Genomic DNA, 16,107 nt, shown 5'->3' on the forward strand with positions numbered 1-16,107 from the left:
GGACGTCTTGTCTATTCCGCTGCTACAGAAAGTCCGGGTCGGCGCCTACATCATGCGCCAGCATATGTCTGGCAATAAACGCTACCCGCTCGCGTTGATGCTGGAACCGCTGTTCCGCTGCAATCTTGCCTGCAATGGTTGCGGCAAGATCGACTATCCGGATCCCATCCTGAATCAGCGTCTGTCGCTCGAAGAATGCCTTGGCGCAGTCGACGAATGCGGCGCGCCGGTTGTGTCGATCGCGGGCGGCGAACCGCTCCTGCACAAGGAAATGCCGCAGATCGTGAAGGGCATCATCGCGCGCAAGAAGTTCGTGTACCTGTGCACGAATGCGCTGCTGATGGAAAAGAAAATGGACGACTACGAGCCGAATCCGTACTTCGTCTGGTCGGTTCACCTGGACGGCGACGAGCAGGCGCACGATCACTCCGTTTCGCAGGAAGGCGTGTACGTCAAGGCAGTCGCCGCGATCAAGGAAGCAAAGCGCCGCGGTTTCCGCGTGAACATCAATTGCACGCTGTTCAACGACGCCGTGCCGGAACGCGTGGCTGCATTCTTCGATACGCTCGGCCCGATGGGTGTGGACGGCATCACCGTCTCGCCGGGTTATGCGTATGAGCGCGCGCCGGATCAGCAGCACTTCCTGAACCGCGACAAGACCAAGCAACTGTTCCGCGAGATTTTCAAGCGCGGCAACAACGGCAAGAACTGGTCGTTCAGCCAGTCGGGCATGTTCCTCGACTTCCTGGCCGGCAATCAGACGTACGAGTGCACGCCCTGGGGCAACCCGGCGCGTACGGTGTTCGGCTGGCAGAAGCCGTGCTACCTGGTCGGCGAAGGCTACGTGAAGACCTTCAAGGAATTGATGGAAACCACGGAGTGGGAAAAGTACGGCACGGGCAACTACGAAAAGTGCGCGGATTGCATGGTGCACTGCGGCTTCGAGGCGACTGCCGTGATGGATACGGTGGCGCACCCGTTGAAGGCGTTGAAGGTCAGCTTGCGCGGTCCGAAGACTTCCGGTGCTTTCGTCAAGGATATTGCTTTGGATAAGCAACGTCCGGCCGAGTACGTGTTCTCGCGCCACGTCGAGATCAAGCTGGAAGAGATTGGGCGTGCGGGTAAGGGCAAGAAGGTGCAGACGGCGGCTTCCGCTTCCGCACACTAAGCTGTCAGCGGGGCGGCCCAGGCCGCCCTTGGTGCAGTTTTGTCCGCCCCATGACGGGCATATTGTAAAAAAAGCGCGGTGGCCTGATTGCCACCGCGCTTTTTCTTTGGGCGTGACGTAACGTTAGCCGTCGCTTCGCGCGTTATGTGCGGTCAGGAACTTGATCAGCCCGTCAACGCCGCCTTTGGAAATCTGATCGGCGAACTGGGTCTGATAGACCTGAATCAGCCAGGCGCCCATCATGTTGATGTCGTAAATCTTCCAGCCGTTGGCGCCCTTGGTCAGCCGGTAATCGATGGCATCATCGCCGCCATTGCTGATTACGTGCGACTGCACAACCAGGTCCTTGGCGCCGGCCGCCACGTTGACGGGCAAGAACTTGAACTTCACGTCCTGATCGCGCAACTGCGAAAGCGAAGCAGCATAAGTGCGTACCAGCAGCAGCGTGAACTGGTCATATAACTGCTTCTGCTGCTCCGGGGTCGCCGTACTCCATGCCTTGCCGACCGCGATCCGCGTGGTCCGCTGGAAGTCGGTAGCCGGCACAAAGCGCGTTTGAACCAGCTCGGTGATCTTGGCCATATCGCCGCCGCGCGCCTGCGGATCGGCCTTCATCGCGGAAACCGTTCCTTCGACAGCACTCTTCACCACCGCATCAGGCGCGCTTTGCGCATAGGCTGCAGTGGACACCACGGCCGCAGCCAGAAAAGCAGACAGATAACGTTTCATACGCTCGCCAAAACCCCAGGAAGTAAGCGCCGGCAGGCTCACGAGCCCACGGCGAAAGCAGGATAGACCAGTATACCGATATTGCGTTCCCACCCCAGTCGCGCCGCCCGGGAGCCTGGCTTGCTACCGAAGTGGAGCCGAGTCGCTCCGGCTCTGTATACTTGTGCACTTTCGTCAAAAACACCATTCGTGATAAGGCCACCTCCGCCTACATGCTGAAGTCATCTATCGTCCGTCTCGTCGCCTATTCGGTGCGTCATCCGTTACGGATCATCGCCCTGTCAGTCGTGCTCGCCATTTTGAGCGGCGTCTACGTCGCCCATAACTTCAAGATCAACACGGACATCAGCCGTCTCATCGAGACCGACAAGCAATGGTCGTCGCTCGAACATGCCATGGACACAGCCTTCCCCGATCGCGGCAGCACCGTGCTGGTGGTGATCGAAGCCCGCGCCCCGGAGTTTGCCGATGCCGCCGCCAATGCCCTGACGGCCGCGCTCAAGGCCGATCCGAAGGAGTTCGTCGCGGTTTCGCAGCCCGCCGGCGGCCCGTTCTTCGAACACAATGGCCTGCTGTTCCCGTCGACCGATGAAGTGCTCTCGACCACCTCGCAGCTCGTCCAGTCGCGTCCGCTCGTCAATGCACTTGCGCACGATCCAAGCCTGACCGGTCTCGCCGGCACGCTCACCACGAGTCTGCTGCTGCCGCTGCAGCTCGGCCAGGTCAAGCTGGCCGACATGAGTCATTTGCTGTCGCAAAGCGCCACCACGCTCGATCGCGTGCTGGCCGGCCAGCCCGCGGCGTTCTCGTGGCGTGCGCTGGTCGACAAGGGCGTCGCCACGGATCCGGCGCGCGCCTTCGTCACGGTGCAGCCGGTTGTGAACTACGACGCGCTGGAGCCGGGCGCGAGCGCATCGAAAGCGATCCGCGCCACTGCCGCCTCGCTGCACCTCGACACGCGCTACGGCGCCACGGTGCGCCTGACCGGCGAACAGCCGCTCGCGGACGAGGAGTTCGCGTCGGTCCAGGACGGCGCCGTGCTCAATGGCATCGGCACCTTCATCGTCGTGCTGGTCATTCTGTGGCTGGCGCTGCGCTCGGGCCGCATGATTCTCGCCGTGTTCATCACCCTGTTCGTCGGGCTCGCCATCACCGCAGCGCTCGGCCTGCTGCTGGTCGGCGCGCTCAACATGATTTCGGTCGCCTTCATGGTGCTGTTCGTCGGACTCGGGGTCGATTTCGGCGTGCAGTTCGGCGTCAAATACCGTGAGGAGCGCAATCGCGACGACCGCCTGTCCGCCGCCCTGATGCATACGGCGCACAGCATCGGCGTGCCGCTGACGCTCGCTGCCGTGGCGGTCGCGTTGAGCTTCTTCTCGTTCCTGCCGACGGCGTACCGTGGCGTGTCGGAATTGGGCGAGATCGCCGGCGTCGGCATGTTCGTCGCCTACTTCACCAACATGACGCTCCTGCCCGCGTTGCTGAAGGTCTTCAACCCGCCCGTCGAGCCCGTTTCCCCCGGCTTCAAGCAACTCGCCCCCGTCGACGATTTTCTCGATCGCCATCGCAAGCCGGTGCTGATCGGCACGCTGATCGTCGTGATCGGCGCGACGCCCTTGCTCACGCATCTGCGTTTCGACTTCAACCCGCTGCATCTGAAGGACCCGCATACGGAATCGATGGCAACGCTGCTGTCGCTGAAGGACTCGCCGGAAGCGGCGGTCAACAACGTGAGCGTGCTGGCGCCGACTCTGGCCGACGCGGACCAGAAGGCCGCACGTCTGCGCACGCTGCCGGAAGTGGGCCGCGTGACCACGCTGGACAGCTTCGTGCCGATCGAACAGCAGCAAAAGCTGATGCTGATTGCGAGTGCGGCGCAGCAACTCTTGCCGGCGCTGCAACAGCAGCCCGCGCCCCAGGCCACGGACGCGGTGCGCGTCGCCGCGTTGAAGCGCGCGTCGAACCAGCTTTCGCTCGCAGCCGACGACCACCCGGGGCCGGGCGCCGCCGAAGCCAAGCATCTGTCCGCCACGCTGCAAAAGCTGGCCGCCGCCGACGCCGCCACGCGCGAGCGCGCCGAAACCGCGATGTCCGAGCCGCTGCGCATCGCCCTGAAGCAACTGGCGGATCTGCTGCAGCCGACCGAGATTACGCGCGACAACCTGCCCAAGGAGATCTCCACGGGCTGGGTCTCGAAAGACGGTCACGCGCTTGTCGACATTGCACCGAAGGTCAAACCCGGTGTCGATCCGAACGACGACGCCATGCTCGCCCGCTTCGCCCACGCGGTGAAGAAGGCCGAGCCGGGCGCGATCGGCGGCCCGATCTCGATCCTGCATTCCGCCGACACGATCATCAAGGCATTCCTCCAGGCTGCCTGCTGGGCCTTGCTGTCGATCGCGATTCTGCTGTGGATTGCGCTGCGGCGCCTCAGCGACATGCTGCGCACGCTGGTTCCGCTGCTGGTGTCGGCGCTGGTGACGCTGGAGTTGTGCGTGGTGTTCGGCATGCCGCTGAACTTCGCGAACATCATTGCGTTACCGCTGATGCTGGGCGTTGGCGTAGCATTCAAGATTTACTTCGTCATGGCGTGGCGCCACGGGCAGACTAGCCTTTTGCAGTCGAGCCTCACGCATGCCGTGTTGTTCAGCGCGGCGACCACGGCGACGGCGTTCGGCAGCCTCTGGCTATCGCACCATCCGGGGACGTCGAGTATGGGGCGTTTGCTGGCACTCTCATTGTTTTGCACGCTGATCGGCGCGGTGGTGTTCCAACCCGTCCTGATGGGCAAGCCGCGCCAACGTCGCGCGAAGCAGAAAGGAATATAAGCATGAAGCTGCGAACCACCGTGCTGGCGCTGGCCGCCACCGGTCTGATCTCTGGCTGCGCGACCGGCCCCGACCGCAAACCGGGCGACCCGTTCGAGCCGGCGAACCGTGTGATTTTCAAGTTCAATGACGGTTTGGACCGCTTCGTTGCCGTTCCAGTCGCAAAGGGTTATCAAAAGGTGACACCGCAGCCGTTGCGCACGGCGGTGAGCAACTTCTTCTCGAATCTGGGCGACCTGACCAACGCCGCCAACAACCTGTTGCAACTGAAGATCACCGACGCGACCGAAGACATTGTGCGCTTCGCGTTCAACTCGACCTTTGGACTTGGCGGCCTGCTCGACTGGGCGACGCCGGCCGGCCTGCCCAAGCACCACCAGGATTTCGGTTTGACGCTGGGTCACTGGGGCATTCCGTCGGGCCCCTACCTTGTCCTGCCGCTATTCGGCCCGAGCACGGTGCGTGACAGCATGGGTCTGGTGGTGGACGTGAAGTTCAACCCGTTGAACTACATCGAGCCGGCGGAGCGCAATCCGCTGTACGTATTGCAGTTCGTGAGCGTGCGTTCCGACCTGCTGGGGGCATCGAGTCTGCTGGAGCAGGCCGCGTTGGACAAGTATTCGTTCGTACGCGACGCCTATACCCAGCAGCGTAAGGCGCGCCTGCGCGGCACGAGCGACAACGCCGCGCCGCTCCCGAACTACGACGACCAGGGCGGCGACTCCGGCGCCGCCGCACCGGCCGCCGGCGCCTCGAGCGCCTCAGGCGCGGCGACAGGCGTCCCAAACTACACGGACCCCGGCGACGCCGAAGCCCCGAACGCAGCCTCAGGAAGCGCCACAGGCGCCCCCGCGGGCGTCCCGAACTACACAGACCCAGGCGAGACGCCAAGCGCCCCAGCGGCGGCATCGGGCGTAGCAACGCCGGCCCCAGCCGAACAAACCACGCCCGCGAGCAAGAAACCGCCGGAGGCGGTCCCTGCGACGCAATAGGGGATGGGTATCAGACGACCGGGCGCGCGCGGACGGCGCGCCATGAAAGCGGGCGTAAGCAGACCGAAGCGAAGCGGTTTCATGAGGTACCGCGTCGGCGCGCGCAGCGCTGCCGGAAGAATGACTGCCTTGTCACCAGGGCGGAATGTGCGAGAGCACAGATTCCAGATGCACCACTACCGTGGCTGCGCGGGGGACCCGCTTAAGAGCTGGCGGTTTGAGCCGCTTTCTTTTGCCTATCTTTTCTTTGCGGCAGGCAAAGAAAAGTAGGTGCCGCCCCGCACAGGGGCAACACTAATAAACCACTAACACAAACAACAAGCAAAGGCCAAAAGCAGCAAAAAAACCGCCCTCAGGCAATCGCCATCAGCAAAACCCCCGCCACCCCCATCGCATGCCGCGCCTGCACCAGCGAAGTCCGCGCCGCCCGCGCATCGACAGCAACCTGAATCAGCGCCCCGAGCTGCGACGGCTGCCGCAACAGCTCCCGCAGGATCGGCCCTAACGCCGTCGTGCCATCGTCCCGCAAGCCCGCAGTCGCGGCAGAAGGCAACGTCCGCCACGCCGGATCGACAATCGCCCGGCACACAGCGAACGGCAGGCCATGCGCGGCGGCGGTCGCGCCGGCAATGTGCGACTCCATGTCAACGGCCAAAGCCCCAGTCGAGCGATGCAGCACACGCTTATCGTCGGCGGTGACCAAAGGCGCGGTCACGGCAGCCATCAGCCCGCGCCGCAGACGCACCGTGAGCGGTCCAGTCGACAGCGCGGCGGCGAGCCTGTCCGCCCATGCCCGATCGGTCTCGAGCCGCCCAAACGGCCCCTCGACGGCCTCCCCGACGATCAGCGTGCCCGGCGCGAGATCGGGCGCCAGACCACCCGCGGTACCGAAACTGACGATTCCCGAGCAACCGCGCGCCACCGCCGCGCTCAACGCCCGCTCCAGCAGATCGGCGCGCGCCGCGTAGACCACCTCGACACCCTTGCCGCGCGCGATGCGCGCTTCGAACGCCATTCCCGTCACCACGATCACCGGCAAGGTGTCATGGCCGTCGCCAGCTAGCGGCGTGGTCGGAAACGTCATGCGTTACATCCCGACCGCGACGCGGGTCAGCCCGTTGCGTTTCAGATGACGGAAGCGAGCCAGCGCCCACAGCGGGAAGAACTTGCGATAGCCGTGATAACGCAGATAGAACACCCGCGGGAAACCGGTCGCCGTGAAGCGCGTTTCGTCCCACAGGCCATGTTCGCGCTGTTCGCGTTGCAGATACTCGACGCCGCGCGCCACCGCCTCGTGATTCACCTCGCCCACCGCCATCAGGCCCATCAACGCCCATGCGGTTTGCGAAGCCGTGCTCGGCGCGCGCTCATAGCCGCGATAGTCGAGCTTGTAGCTTTCACCGCCCTCGCCCCAGCCGCCGTCGGCGTTCTGGATCGACAGGAGCCACTGTGCGGCGCGCTTCATGCGCGGGTCGTCGTGCGGCAGGCCGGCGGCGTTCAGCGAACACAGCGCGGTCCACGTCCCGTAGATGTAATTCAGGCCCCAGCGGCCATACCAGCTGCCGTCCGACTCCTGCTCCTTCAGCATGTAGTCAAACGCACGTTGCGCCGGTTCGCTGCCCTGCGGGAATTCGCCGAGTTGCGCGAGCATCGACAGGCAGCGGCCCGACACATCCGCGGTCGGCGGATCGAGCAAGGCGCCGTGATCGGAGAACGGAATGTTGTTCAGGTAGTACTGGGTGTTTTCCGGTTCGAACGCGCCCCAGCCGCCATCACTGCTTTGCATGCCGACTACCCATTCGCGCGCCCGCGCAATGGCTTCGCGATCGACGTCCGATTGCGTCAGCGCCGCCGAGCGCTGCATCGCCATCGCCACCACCGCCGTATCGTCGACGTCCGGATAGTGCGCGTTGTTGTACTGGAAGGCCCAGCCGCCAGGCCGCACGTTCGGGCGGCGTGAGATCCAGTCGCCGCGCACGTCGAGAATCTGTAACGGACGCAGCCAGGCGAGCCCGCGTTCAGCCGCCTGTTCCGCATGTGCCTCACCGGTTTCAAGCAGCGCGTGCGCGGCGAGCGAGGTATCCCACACCGGCGACAGGCAGGGCTGGCAATATGCTTCGTCGTCCTTGATGACGAGCAGCTTTTCGATCGACTGACGGGCAATCGCGCGATTCGGATGATCGGCCGGATAGCCGAGCACGTCGTACATCATCACCGAGTTGGCCATGGCCGGGAAAATCGCGCCGAGGCCGTCTTCGCCATTCAGCCGTTCGTCGACAAAGCGCACGGCCTCGCGCACCGAGCGGTCGCGCGTCGCCTTGGGGAACAGGCCGTCGATCATGCGCAACATCACATCCACACCGCTGAAAAAGCGGAACCAGCCCTGATGCTGATGTGGTGCCCGCTCGCGCATGCCGGTGTTGACCGGCGCGCCGCGGAACAACTCGTCGATACGCACGCGCCGGGGATTGCGTGCGACCGGCCGCTTCGCGTTGAGCACCAGCAACGGCACGATCACCGTGCGCGCCCAGTACGACACCTTCGACAGATGGAACGGGAACCATGCCGGCAACAGCATGATTTCCACGGGCATCATCGGCACGGCGCGCCAGGACACCACGCCGAATAGCGCAAGCAGAATCCGCGTGAACACATTCACCGTTTCCGCGCCGCCGTTCGCCAGAATCGCCTCGCGCGCGCGGACCATGTGCTCGGCATCCGGTGAGTCGCCGATCATTTTCAGTGCGAAATATGCCTTCACGCTGGCGCTGATGTCGAGCGCGCCATCGGTAAAGAGCGGCCAGCCGCCGTCCGCCAGTTGGATACGGCGCAGATAGCGGGCGATCTTCTGCTCCAGTTCCACGTTCGGCGTCTCGCCGAGATAGTGGACAAGGAGCACATATTCGGCGGGAATCGTCGCGTCGGCCTCGAGTTCGTAGACCCAGTGGCCGTCCGGCTTCTGCGCGGCGAGGATCGCGTCGGTGGCGCGCGTGATCGCGGCGTCGAGCGACGCAGCGACCGCTTGCGGCGCGGCAAAGGACGCATCGTTCGGCATCACGTTCGGCGCATCGTCGGATTCAGGCAGGACGGCGTCCAGCGGCTGGGCTTGAGATAAATCGTTCATCGGCGTTCCATCGGTTGATTCAGCAGCGTGTCCGAGGCCTTCTGGCCGGAGCGGATCGCGCCTTCAATCGTCGCGGGCAGGCCGGTGGCCGTCCAGTCGCCCGCGAGCATCAAATTGTTCCAGCGAGTACGCGTGCCGGGACGCAGCGTTTCCTGATCCGGTAACGCGGCAAACGTCGCGCGAGGTTCCATCACGACTTGCCAGGCCGGCATCGGCTCGGCCGGCAGATTGGCTGCCTGAGCCACTTCGGCCCAGACGGTTTGCGCGAGTGTTTCATGCGGCGTGTCGAGTCGGCGCTCAGCGGCGTTAAGCGTGACCGATACGCGGCCTTCGAAGGCGAATAGCCAGTCGGCCGTTGCATTGAGCAACCCGGTGACCGGCGCCATACCCAGCGGCGGCTCGACGGCGAAATGCACATTGACGGCCGCCGCGAAGCGATTCGGCGAGCGCAAACCGGGCACGAGCGTCTGTGCAACGTCCGGCGGCACCGCGAGCACCACGGCCTGGCTGGCGTCGAGCGCGATGCTTTGGTCCGCGAAATTCAGTGCCGACACCCGAGCGGGGCCCGTGTCGGCAAACACCATGTCCTGCAGGCGCGAGCCGAGCCGGATTGCCGCGCCGCCGTGCTGCAACAAACGCAGCGCCGGGTCGACAAAAGCGCTGCTCAGACCGTTGCGCGCCACCAGAGGCCGGCATGCCGCACCACCGGCAAGGAGCGTTTCCCTGAGCTGTGCGCCCGCTAACGCCGCCGATGCCTCACGCGGCTCGACATTGAGCATGGCGAGAAACAGCGGCCGCAGCAGGCGGTCCCACAGCGGCCCGTTGCAGAGCATGGTCTGCGCCACAGTGCGCGCGGGCTTGGCGAACAGCAACGGCACCAGCGCCAGATAGTCGCCCGGCCCGGTATTGGGCACGCGCGCGTTCGCATCGAAAATCCACCACGGCAGACGGCCCGGCGACATGCGCACGGTCCAGCGCGCCCGCGTTGCCAGATCCACGAACGGATAGTCGGGCTGGGCCGGGCCGGCCAGTTCGTCGGCGGCACCGATCGCACGCAAATAGTTGAGCGTGGCGGCATTGCCCGACAGCACCATGTGATTGCCGCTGTCGAGGGTCGCTCCGAGCCTCGCGTCGTAGTACGAACGGCAACGGCCACCCGCCTCGGAGGCGGCCTCATGCAGCACGACCTGGGCGCCGCGGCGCTGCAATTGCACCGCTGCGGCCAGGCCGGCGAGGCCGGCGCCGATCACATGGATGAGCTTCGGCATCAGCTCAGAAGAGCGCGTAACGCGCGACGATCCACAGCATGCGCAGTTTCGGCTTGCTGACCTTCGTACGCGGAATGTCGAAACCGCGCTCGAGCGTTCGTTCGAGCAGCACGCGATAGACACCCGACATGATGCGCGGTGCACGCACGTGGTTGCGCGCTTCGCGGTCCATGATCGCGTCGGAGGCGGCGAAGTGTTCCTTGGCCCGTTCGGCGAGCGTGGCGCAGACGCGCGGCAGCGACGGGTCGTCGGCGATCTGCAGCGGGTTCGTCACGGCGATGCCTTCGCGCGCCAGCAACTCGTGCGGCAGGTAGCAGCGATTGATACCGGCGTCTTCGTCGATATCGCGCAGGATGTTGGTCAGTTGCAGCGCGCGGCCCAGATGATGCGCGAGCAGATGACCCGGCTCTTCCTGCATCCCGAATATCCTCACCGACAGACGGCCCGCCGCACTGGCGACCCGGTCGCAGTACAGGTCGAGCGTGGCTTCGTCGGGTGCGCAGATGTCGGCGGCGGCGTCCATCGCCATCCCGTCGATCATCGCGTGGAAATCTTCGCGTTGCAGATGAAACGTATGAATGTGCCGCGTCAGCGCGCGCAGGGAAGCGCGCGGTGACCCGGCATAGCACGCGTCGATGTCGGCACGCCAGCGCTCGAGCGCGGCGGCGCGCTCGGCGCGCGGCATGTCGCTGTCGGCGATATCGTCGACAGCGCGGCAGAAGGCGTAGACCTGATACATCGCATCGCGCTGCGCGGCCGGCAGGATGCGCATTGCGAGATAAAACGAGCTGCCGGATGTGGCGGCAGCGGCGTCGATTTCTGTATCGTCCACGACAAGATTGGAAACAGCCAAGACGATCTCCGCTGGAGGCGCCCGCTGAAAGGCGTTCAAGAAGTTTTAATGCCTACTGCGCAACGCAGATGGCCCGCGCGCGCGGACACGCGCGAAACACCCGGCAGGGATGCCGGAAACGGCGAAAAGTATAACAACGTTTGTGAGATGCCGCAGTTTCGAGGGTGAATAAGGGGCCGGAAGAAGGACCGGGGCGCTTGACGGCAAGCGCGCCTGCGAGGCACCGCACAGCGGCGTCGCCAGCAAAAATCAGGAGAAAGCCACCGAGCGGTTGCGTCCCTGCCGCTTCGCGCTATACAGCGCCGCGTCGGCTTCGTTGATGAGCACGTCGTAGGCCGGCACGCCCACGCGCGCCGCCGCGCCGCCGACGCTGGCGGTCACCGGGACGCTCGTGCCCTGCACCTCGACCGGCGTGTCGGCGATCGTGCAGCGGATCTTTTCGGCGACCCGCATGGCGTCCTCAAGCGGCGTACACGGCAGCAGCAAGGCAAACTCCTCGCCGCCGAAGCGCCCGAAGGTATCCTGCGCCCGCACCACCTCGGCGACCCGCTGCGCCATCACGCGCAACACCGTATCGCCGACGCCGTGGCCGAACTGGTCGTTGATCTTCTTGAAGTGATCGAGATCGAACAGCAGCACGGACATCTCGCCGCCGTAGCGCTGCCAGCGCGTGTACTCATCGCGCAGACGCGCTTCGAAATAGCGCCGGTTCGCGATGCCGGTCAAACCGTCGCGGTCGGCGTATTCCTGCAGCTTGGCCACCGCTTCTTCCCGTTCGCGCTGCACGATGCTCACGTGCGTGACATCGGAGATGGTTACGCACACAGCCACCACTTCGCGATCACGCATGAGCGGCATGAACGTAAGGTCCTGCTGCATGAAATCGACACCGCCGGTAATCGGCCGGTCGTGATCGAACTTGAAGAGATACGGGCGCTGCTCCCACGAACTGAACGCGAAACTGCCGAGCTGGAACACGCTTTCGATCTTGCGCGAGAGCCACACGCGCGGCAATTCCGGAAAATGCGCGAAGAGCGATCTGCCAACCACCTGTTCCGGCGACAACCCGCTATGGTCCTGCATGAACCGGTTCCACATCAGCACGTTCATCTCGCGATCGAGCACGAAGATGCCAAAACCGACACGTTCGACAACCAGATCGCTCAATGAGTCCACAGGCACATTCATAGGCTGGACAACAGCTCGTCGAGCGCCTCGTTCATATGGCTAATCGACTCTTCGGCCATCAGCATCACGAGGTGAGCGCGAAAGCTCTGGTCCTCGAGCGTGAAATTGACTTCGACCAGCAGCGCAACCTCCCACTGCAGCACGCCGGGCTGGAACACTTCGTCGAGCGTCATCGCTTCGCCGAGCAGACCCGGCGCGGAAAAGACCGGCGTGCGGCCGAGCTGGTCGAGAATGCACGAGACACACGCGCCCGTCAGCACGTTCGCGACGTCGAACACGAGTTCCTGCTGGCTCACCGCCTCGTAGCTCGAGCGCGAATAGGGATCGCTCACGAGCGAACACAACTGGTCGATGCTGTCGCTGCGGCAGATCACCAGCGCTTCGCCCTTGATGTCGGAACGAAACCCCTGGCGCACCGCGCTCACCGTGTCCTCGATCCCGGTCATCTCGCGCAGTGCCGCCGCCGCCTCGCTCACCGCCACCACCTTCACGCGCGGCACCGACAATTCGATAAAGGCGTCGAGCAGGCGCGCGAGACGCGTCGCGGCCTGGCCCATCGCCAGATTGGCGACCTCCTGCAGCGCGTCGCGCCGGTCTTCGTTGAGGACTGGCTCAGACATACAACCCGTACTCCTTGAGGATGGGTAGTACCGCCTCGGGCGTCACGGGCTTGGCGATGAATGCGGCGGCGCCGAGCGCGCGCACGCGTGACTGCGCCATGGGTTGAACATCGGCGGAAACGACGATGACGAAGGTGTTCAGGTCCTCATGTTGCAAAGCTTCCAGCACCTGGTAGCCGGTCATGTCCGGCATCGTCAGATCGAGGAACATCACCGACGCTTTGCCTTCGCGATACAGGCCGAGCGCTTCGCGCCCGTTCGTCGCATAGGAGACGTCGACATCCCAGTCCGGCGGCAATGCCTTGGTGAGCACCTTGCGGGCAAGCAGCGAATCGTCGGCGATCACAATGGGCAAAGACATGGGCGGGTCGGTAAGCAAAATTAGCTCGTACGGGTTAACGGCGGATAGCGTCGGCTTCTTTAGCGCGCAATCTGTCGAGCGGCGGTAAAGCAGGTTGAAGCTTGCGAGAATGCAGCTTGCAAACGAGCGGGGGGAGCGCGCCGTGAGGCGCTGTTGACGGAAGCCGTGGGCGCGCATGGATGCGTGCGAGCACGGTGGACGACGGCTATGACCGGCATGTTCGAAGCCTACCCCGTAGATGAATCCGCGCGGCTTCATGGATCGGGCTGGTCCCCTTGCCGCGCTCTGTTCCCGCGAGCGCCTTCGTCACGCGTTGTGCGCGTTGTCTGGCGGTCCTCGCGGCAGATGCATCCGAACATGGCGGACGCATTATTTTTGTGATGGCGTCGATTTTCGAAGCAAAACGGTGGAAAGGCAACACGCCAAATTTGCATTGATTAAAGAGATTTCCCTATTAATCGCTATTTTTGAAAATATTTTGGTAGATTTGGAAGGCTTTCTTTTACATTTATACTTTTGTGTACGTTTGCGCTTCTCGATTTGTCACTGATTCAAACTGCAGACAAATCAGGGGCCGACCATTCGCCACAGTAACCCAGAGCGGCCGTTGCGTGTCTATGCTTTTGTATGGAACCGACTCGCTGCCCTTTGCCCCGAACGACTTAGCGTTATCGACCATGACACCAGACCGGTTCGACCCGTCCGACGCGAGCCGCCGTCCTGCCAGCCGCCAGGAGGAGGCGCGCTTCCCTGGCGTGCCGGAGCAGAATTTCCACGTCCGGCGCATCACGCTGATCGCGCTGCTGATCATAGCCATCGTGCTGCCGTGCGTGTACGTCGCGGCAATGGCGTTCACCGATCTGCGCGGGCGCATGGCCGACGCAACCGACGTGACGCTGCGCACCGTGCGCGTGGCGGAAGAGCACGCGCTCAAAGTGTTCGACATGAACGAGACGCTGGACGCGCGCATCGTCGATCTGACGCAAGGTCTGGACGACAGCGGCGTTCGCGCTCAGGAAAGCGAGATTCACGAAAAGCTGCGCGTCATGGGGGGCGGCTACCCTCAGGTGGCGGCCGTTTCGATTTTCGGCCGTGAGGGCGATCTGCTCGCCACCAGCCGTTTCTATCCCGCGCCGGTGTCGTCGATTGCCGATCACGACGATTTCGTCGGCATTCGCGACGGCAAGGGCCTCGAACATGTCTCCAGAGTCATGGCCGGACATGTGGTGGGCGAGCAGGTGTTCAACACCGGCGTGGAGCGCCGCACCGCGGACAACGCGTTTGCCGGAATTGTCTCGGTGGCGCTGCGACCCAGCTATTTCGACGCCTTTTACCGCGAACTGCTCGGCGGCAGCGACGGCACGCCGATGACCATGAGCCTGCTGCGCGCTGACGGCGCGGTCCTCGCGCACTATCCGCGCCGCCTTGGCGAGCCGACGGCGTTAGCGCCGGCGTCGCCGCTGGCTGTAGCAATGGAACAGGGGCGGCGGGCCGGCGTCGTTCGGATGCGTTCCGACATCGACGGGGACAACGTAATCCTCGCGTTCCGGCACATCGGCGCCTACCCGGTGTACGTGTCGTGCGCCTATCGCACCTCGGCGATCTGGAGCGCCTGGTACCGGCATCTCACCGTGTTGATCCTGTCGATGTTCACGCCGTCCGTCGTGCTGTGGTGCGTGATCTGGCTGTCGCTGCGCCGCCTTGGCGCCGAAGAGGAAGCGTGGGAGCGCTGGCAGGCGGAGGCTTCGATGCGCCGCTCGATCGAATCCGCGTACCGCCAGTCGCGCAAGATGGAGGCGCTGGGCAATCTGGTCGGCAGCGTGGCGCACGATTTCAACAATCTGCTCATGATCGTCTCGGCCAACGTGCAGATCGCCCGGCGGCGCGGCACGCCGGGGCTCGACCGCGAGTTGTCGGCAATCGAGCGGGCGCTCAAGAGCGGTCAGTCGCTCACCCGGCAATTGCTCGGCGTCGCGCGCAAGCAGCCGCTGCGCAACGAGACGCTGGCGCTCGAGCGTTGGCTGCCGGCCTGCCGCGAACTGCTGCGCGCGTCGCTCGGCGCGAAGATTTCGCTGGTCATCGACATCGGCGTCAATATCTGGCCGATGCGTGTCGACGTCGCCGAGCTTGAACTGGCGCTGATCAACATCGCCGTGAACGCGCGCGACGCGATGCCCAACGGCGGCCGCTTCACGGTTCGCGCCGCCAATATCAGCTTCCGCCGCGAGGACGGCTTTCCGCTGACCGGCGACTTCGTGCAGCTCTCGCTGGAAGACACGGGCGGCGGCATGCCGCCTGAAGTGCTCGCGCGCGCCTTCGAACCGCTCTTCACGACGAAATCCAATGGTATGGGCACGGGTCTCGGGCTGCCGCAGGTTTTCGCCTTCTGCGAGCGCTCCGGCGGCCTTGCTGCGATCGACAGCGCCATCGGCGCGGGCACCTCGGTGCGCCTCTATCTGCCGCGCGCCACTGCCGCGCCTGCGGACGAAGTGCAGGCGGCGCCAGGCGTCGAGGAAAGCAGCGCGCCACACGGCTTGCGCATTCTGCTGGTCGAGGACAACGATGAAGTCGCCGCCGGCACCGAAGCCCTGCTGCAGATGATGGGCCACCAGGTCACGAACGTATTCAACGCCGACACCGCGCTGCGCCTGTTCGACGACGCCCACGCAAGGCAGGCACGCACCGGCGAGCCGCTGCCGTTCGATCTGGTGCTGTCGGACATCCACATGCCCGGCACGATGAACGGCATCGATCTCGCCGAAGCGGTGCTGGCTTTCGACACCCGGCTACCCGTCATCCTGGTCACCGGCTACGCGGAAGAGCTCGACCGCGCCCGGCATGTGAACGTGAAGGTGCTGCCTAAACCTTTCGATATCGCGCTGCTGGAAACACTCCTTCAAGGCATCCAGCGCGATCTGGCGCAGACCGGCGCTGATCCGGCCGCGGCGCAGCATCCGGCCGGGTAAATCCAGGCGC

Annotated in this window: 12 protein-coding genes; 4 read left to right on the forward strand and 8 right to left on the reverse strand. The window is 64.3% G+C overall.

Annotation, left to right across the window (positions count from 1 at the left end; genetic code table 11):
• Nucleotides 1-7 precede the first annotated feature (7 nt).
• Complete coding sequence (gene hpnH / locus BCY88_RS15725) at nt 8-1,168, forward strand: adenosyl-hopene transferase HpnH (protein ID WP_120345182.1); 1,161 nt, start codon at nt 8-10, stop codon at nt 1,166-1,168.
• A 123-nt stretch (nt 1,169-1,291) separates the two neighbouring features.
• On the opposite strand, the gene BCY88_RS15730 is transcribed toward hpnH, so the two are convergent.
• Complete coding sequence (locus BCY88_RS15730; RefSeq protein WP_120345183.1) at nt 1,292-1,897, reverse strand: MlaC/ttg2D family ABC transporter substrate-binding protein; 606 nt, start codon at nt 1,895-1,897, stop codon at nt 1,292-1,294.
• 212 nt (nt 1,898-2,109) lie between these two features.
• Between BCY88_RS15730 and hpnN the strand changes: the two genes are divergently transcribed.
• On the forward strand, nt 2,110-4,725 hold the full coding sequence (gene hpnN, locus BCY88_RS15735) for a hopanoid transporter HpnN (protein ID WP_120345277.1): 2,616 nt from the start codon (nt 2,110-2,112) through the stop codon (nt 4,723-4,725).
• Between the two features lie 2 nt (nt 4,726-4,727).
• Nucleotides 4,728-5,717 carry an MlaA family lipoprotein gene (locus BCY88_RS15740; RefSeq protein ID WP_120345184.1) on the forward strand — a complete coding sequence of 330 codons (990 nt, stop codon included), beginning with the start codon at nt 4,728-4,730 and terminating at the stop codon, nt 5,715-5,717.
• A gap of 352 nt (nt 5,718-6,069) precedes the next feature.
• Here the strand turns inward: BCY88_RS15740 and BCY88_RS15745 are convergent, their stop codons facing one another.
• From BCY88_RS15745 to BCY88_RS15775, 7 genes are all read right to left on the reverse strand, one after another.
• Complete coding sequence (locus tag BCY88_RS15745; protein ID WP_120345185.1) at nt 6,070-6,801, reverse strand: phosphorylase; 732 nt, start codon at nt 6,799-6,801, stop codon at nt 6,070-6,072.
• A 3-nt stretch (nt 6,802-6,804) separates the two neighbouring features.
• Nucleotides 6,805-8,841, reverse strand: a complete 2,037-nt coding sequence (gene shc, locus BCY88_RS15750; RefSeq protein WP_120345186.1) for a squalene--hopene cyclase — start codon at nt 8,839-8,841, stop codon at nt 6,805-6,807.
• Complete coding sequence (hpnE, locus tag BCY88_RS15755) at nt 8,838-10,109, reverse strand: hydroxysqualene dehydroxylase HpnE (protein WP_120345187.1); 1,272 nt, start codon at nt 10,107-10,109, stop codon at nt 8,838-8,840. Before hpnE ends, shc begins: the two co-directional genes overlap by 4 nt.
• 4 nt (nt 10,110-10,113) lie before the next feature.
• Complete coding sequence (gene hpnD / locus BCY88_RS15760; protein WP_120345188.1) at nt 10,114-10,962, reverse strand: presqualene diphosphate synthase HpnD; 849 nt, start codon at nt 10,960-10,962, stop codon at nt 10,114-10,116.
• Between the two features lie 249 nt (nt 10,963-11,211).
• Nucleotides 11,212-12,150, reverse strand: a complete 939-nt coding sequence (locus BCY88_RS15765; protein WP_120345189.1) for a sensor domain-containing diguanylate cyclase — start codon at nt 12,148-12,150, stop codon at nt 11,212-11,214.
• A complete protein-coding gene (locus BCY88_RS15770) occupies nt 12,147-12,770 on the reverse strand; it encodes a chemotaxis protein CheC (protein ID WP_120345190.1) in 624 nt (207 codons plus the stop codon). The genes BCY88_RS15765 and BCY88_RS15770 overlap by 4 nt, the downstream gene beginning before the upstream one ends.
• Nucleotides 12,763-13,131, reverse strand: coding sequence for a response regulator (locus BCY88_RS15775; protein WP_120345191.1), 369 nt, complete (start codon nt 13,129-13,131; stop codon nt 12,763-12,765). The genes BCY88_RS15770 and BCY88_RS15775 overlap by 8 nt, the downstream gene beginning before the upstream one ends.
• A gap of 677 nt (nt 13,132-13,808) precedes the next feature.
• Between BCY88_RS15775 and BCY88_RS15780 the strand changes: the two genes are divergently transcribed.
• Nucleotides 13,809-16,097, forward strand: coding sequence for a hybrid sensor histidine kinase/response regulator (locus tag BCY88_RS15780; protein ID WP_120345278.1), 2,289 nt, complete (start codon nt 13,809-13,811; stop codon nt 16,095-16,097).
• The last annotated feature ends 10 nt before the right edge of the window (nt 16,098-16,107 follow it).

Source organism: Paraburkholderia fungorum (assembly GCF_003610895.1).
Lineage (GTDB): Bacteria > Pseudomonadota > Gammaproteobacteria > Burkholderiales > Burkholderiaceae > Paraburkholderia > Paraburkholderia fungorum_B.

Excerpts from the sequence above, each read along its gene's own strand:
- BCY88_RS15730 (WP_120345183.1), bottom strand. The coding sequence starts at position 1,897 with ATGAAACGTTATCTGTCTGCTTTTCTGGCTGCGGCCGTGGTGTCCACT.
- hpnN (WP_120345277.1), top strand. The coding sequence starts at position 2,110 with ATGCTGAAGTCATCTATCGTCCGTCTCGTCGCCTATTCGGTGCGTCAT.
- BCY88_RS15740 (WP_120345184.1), top strand. The coding sequence starts at position 4,728 with ATGAAGCTGCGAACCACCGTGCTGGCGCTGGCCGCCACCGGTCTGATC.
- BCY88_RS15745 (WP_120345185.1), bottom strand. The coding sequence starts at position 6,801 with ATGACGTTTCCGACCACGCCGCTAGCTGGCGACGGCCATGACACCTTG.
- shc (WP_120345186.1), bottom strand. The coding sequence starts at position 8,841 with ATGAACGATTTATCTCAAGCCCAGCCGCTGGACGCCGTCCTGCCTGAA.
- hpnE (WP_120345187.1), bottom strand. The coding sequence starts at position 10,109 with ATGCCGAAGCTCATCCATGTGATCGGCGCCGGCCTCGCCGGCCTGGCC.
- BCY88_RS15765 (WP_120345189.1), bottom strand. The coding sequence starts at position 12,150 with ATGAATGTGCCTGTGGACTCATTGAGCGATCTGGTTGTCGAACGTGTC.
- BCY88_RS15770 (WP_120345190.1), bottom strand. The coding sequence starts at position 12,770 with ATGTCTGAGCCAGTCCTCAACGAAGACCGGCGCGACGCGCTGCAGGAG.
- BCY88_RS15775 (WP_120345191.1), bottom strand. The coding sequence starts at position 13,131 with ATGTCTTTGCCCATTGTGATCGCCGACGATTCGCTGCTTGCCCGCAAG.
- BCY88_RS15780 (WP_120345278.1), top strand. The coding sequence starts at position 13,809 with ATGACACCAGACCGGTTCGACCCGTCCGACGCGAGCCGCCGTCCTGCC.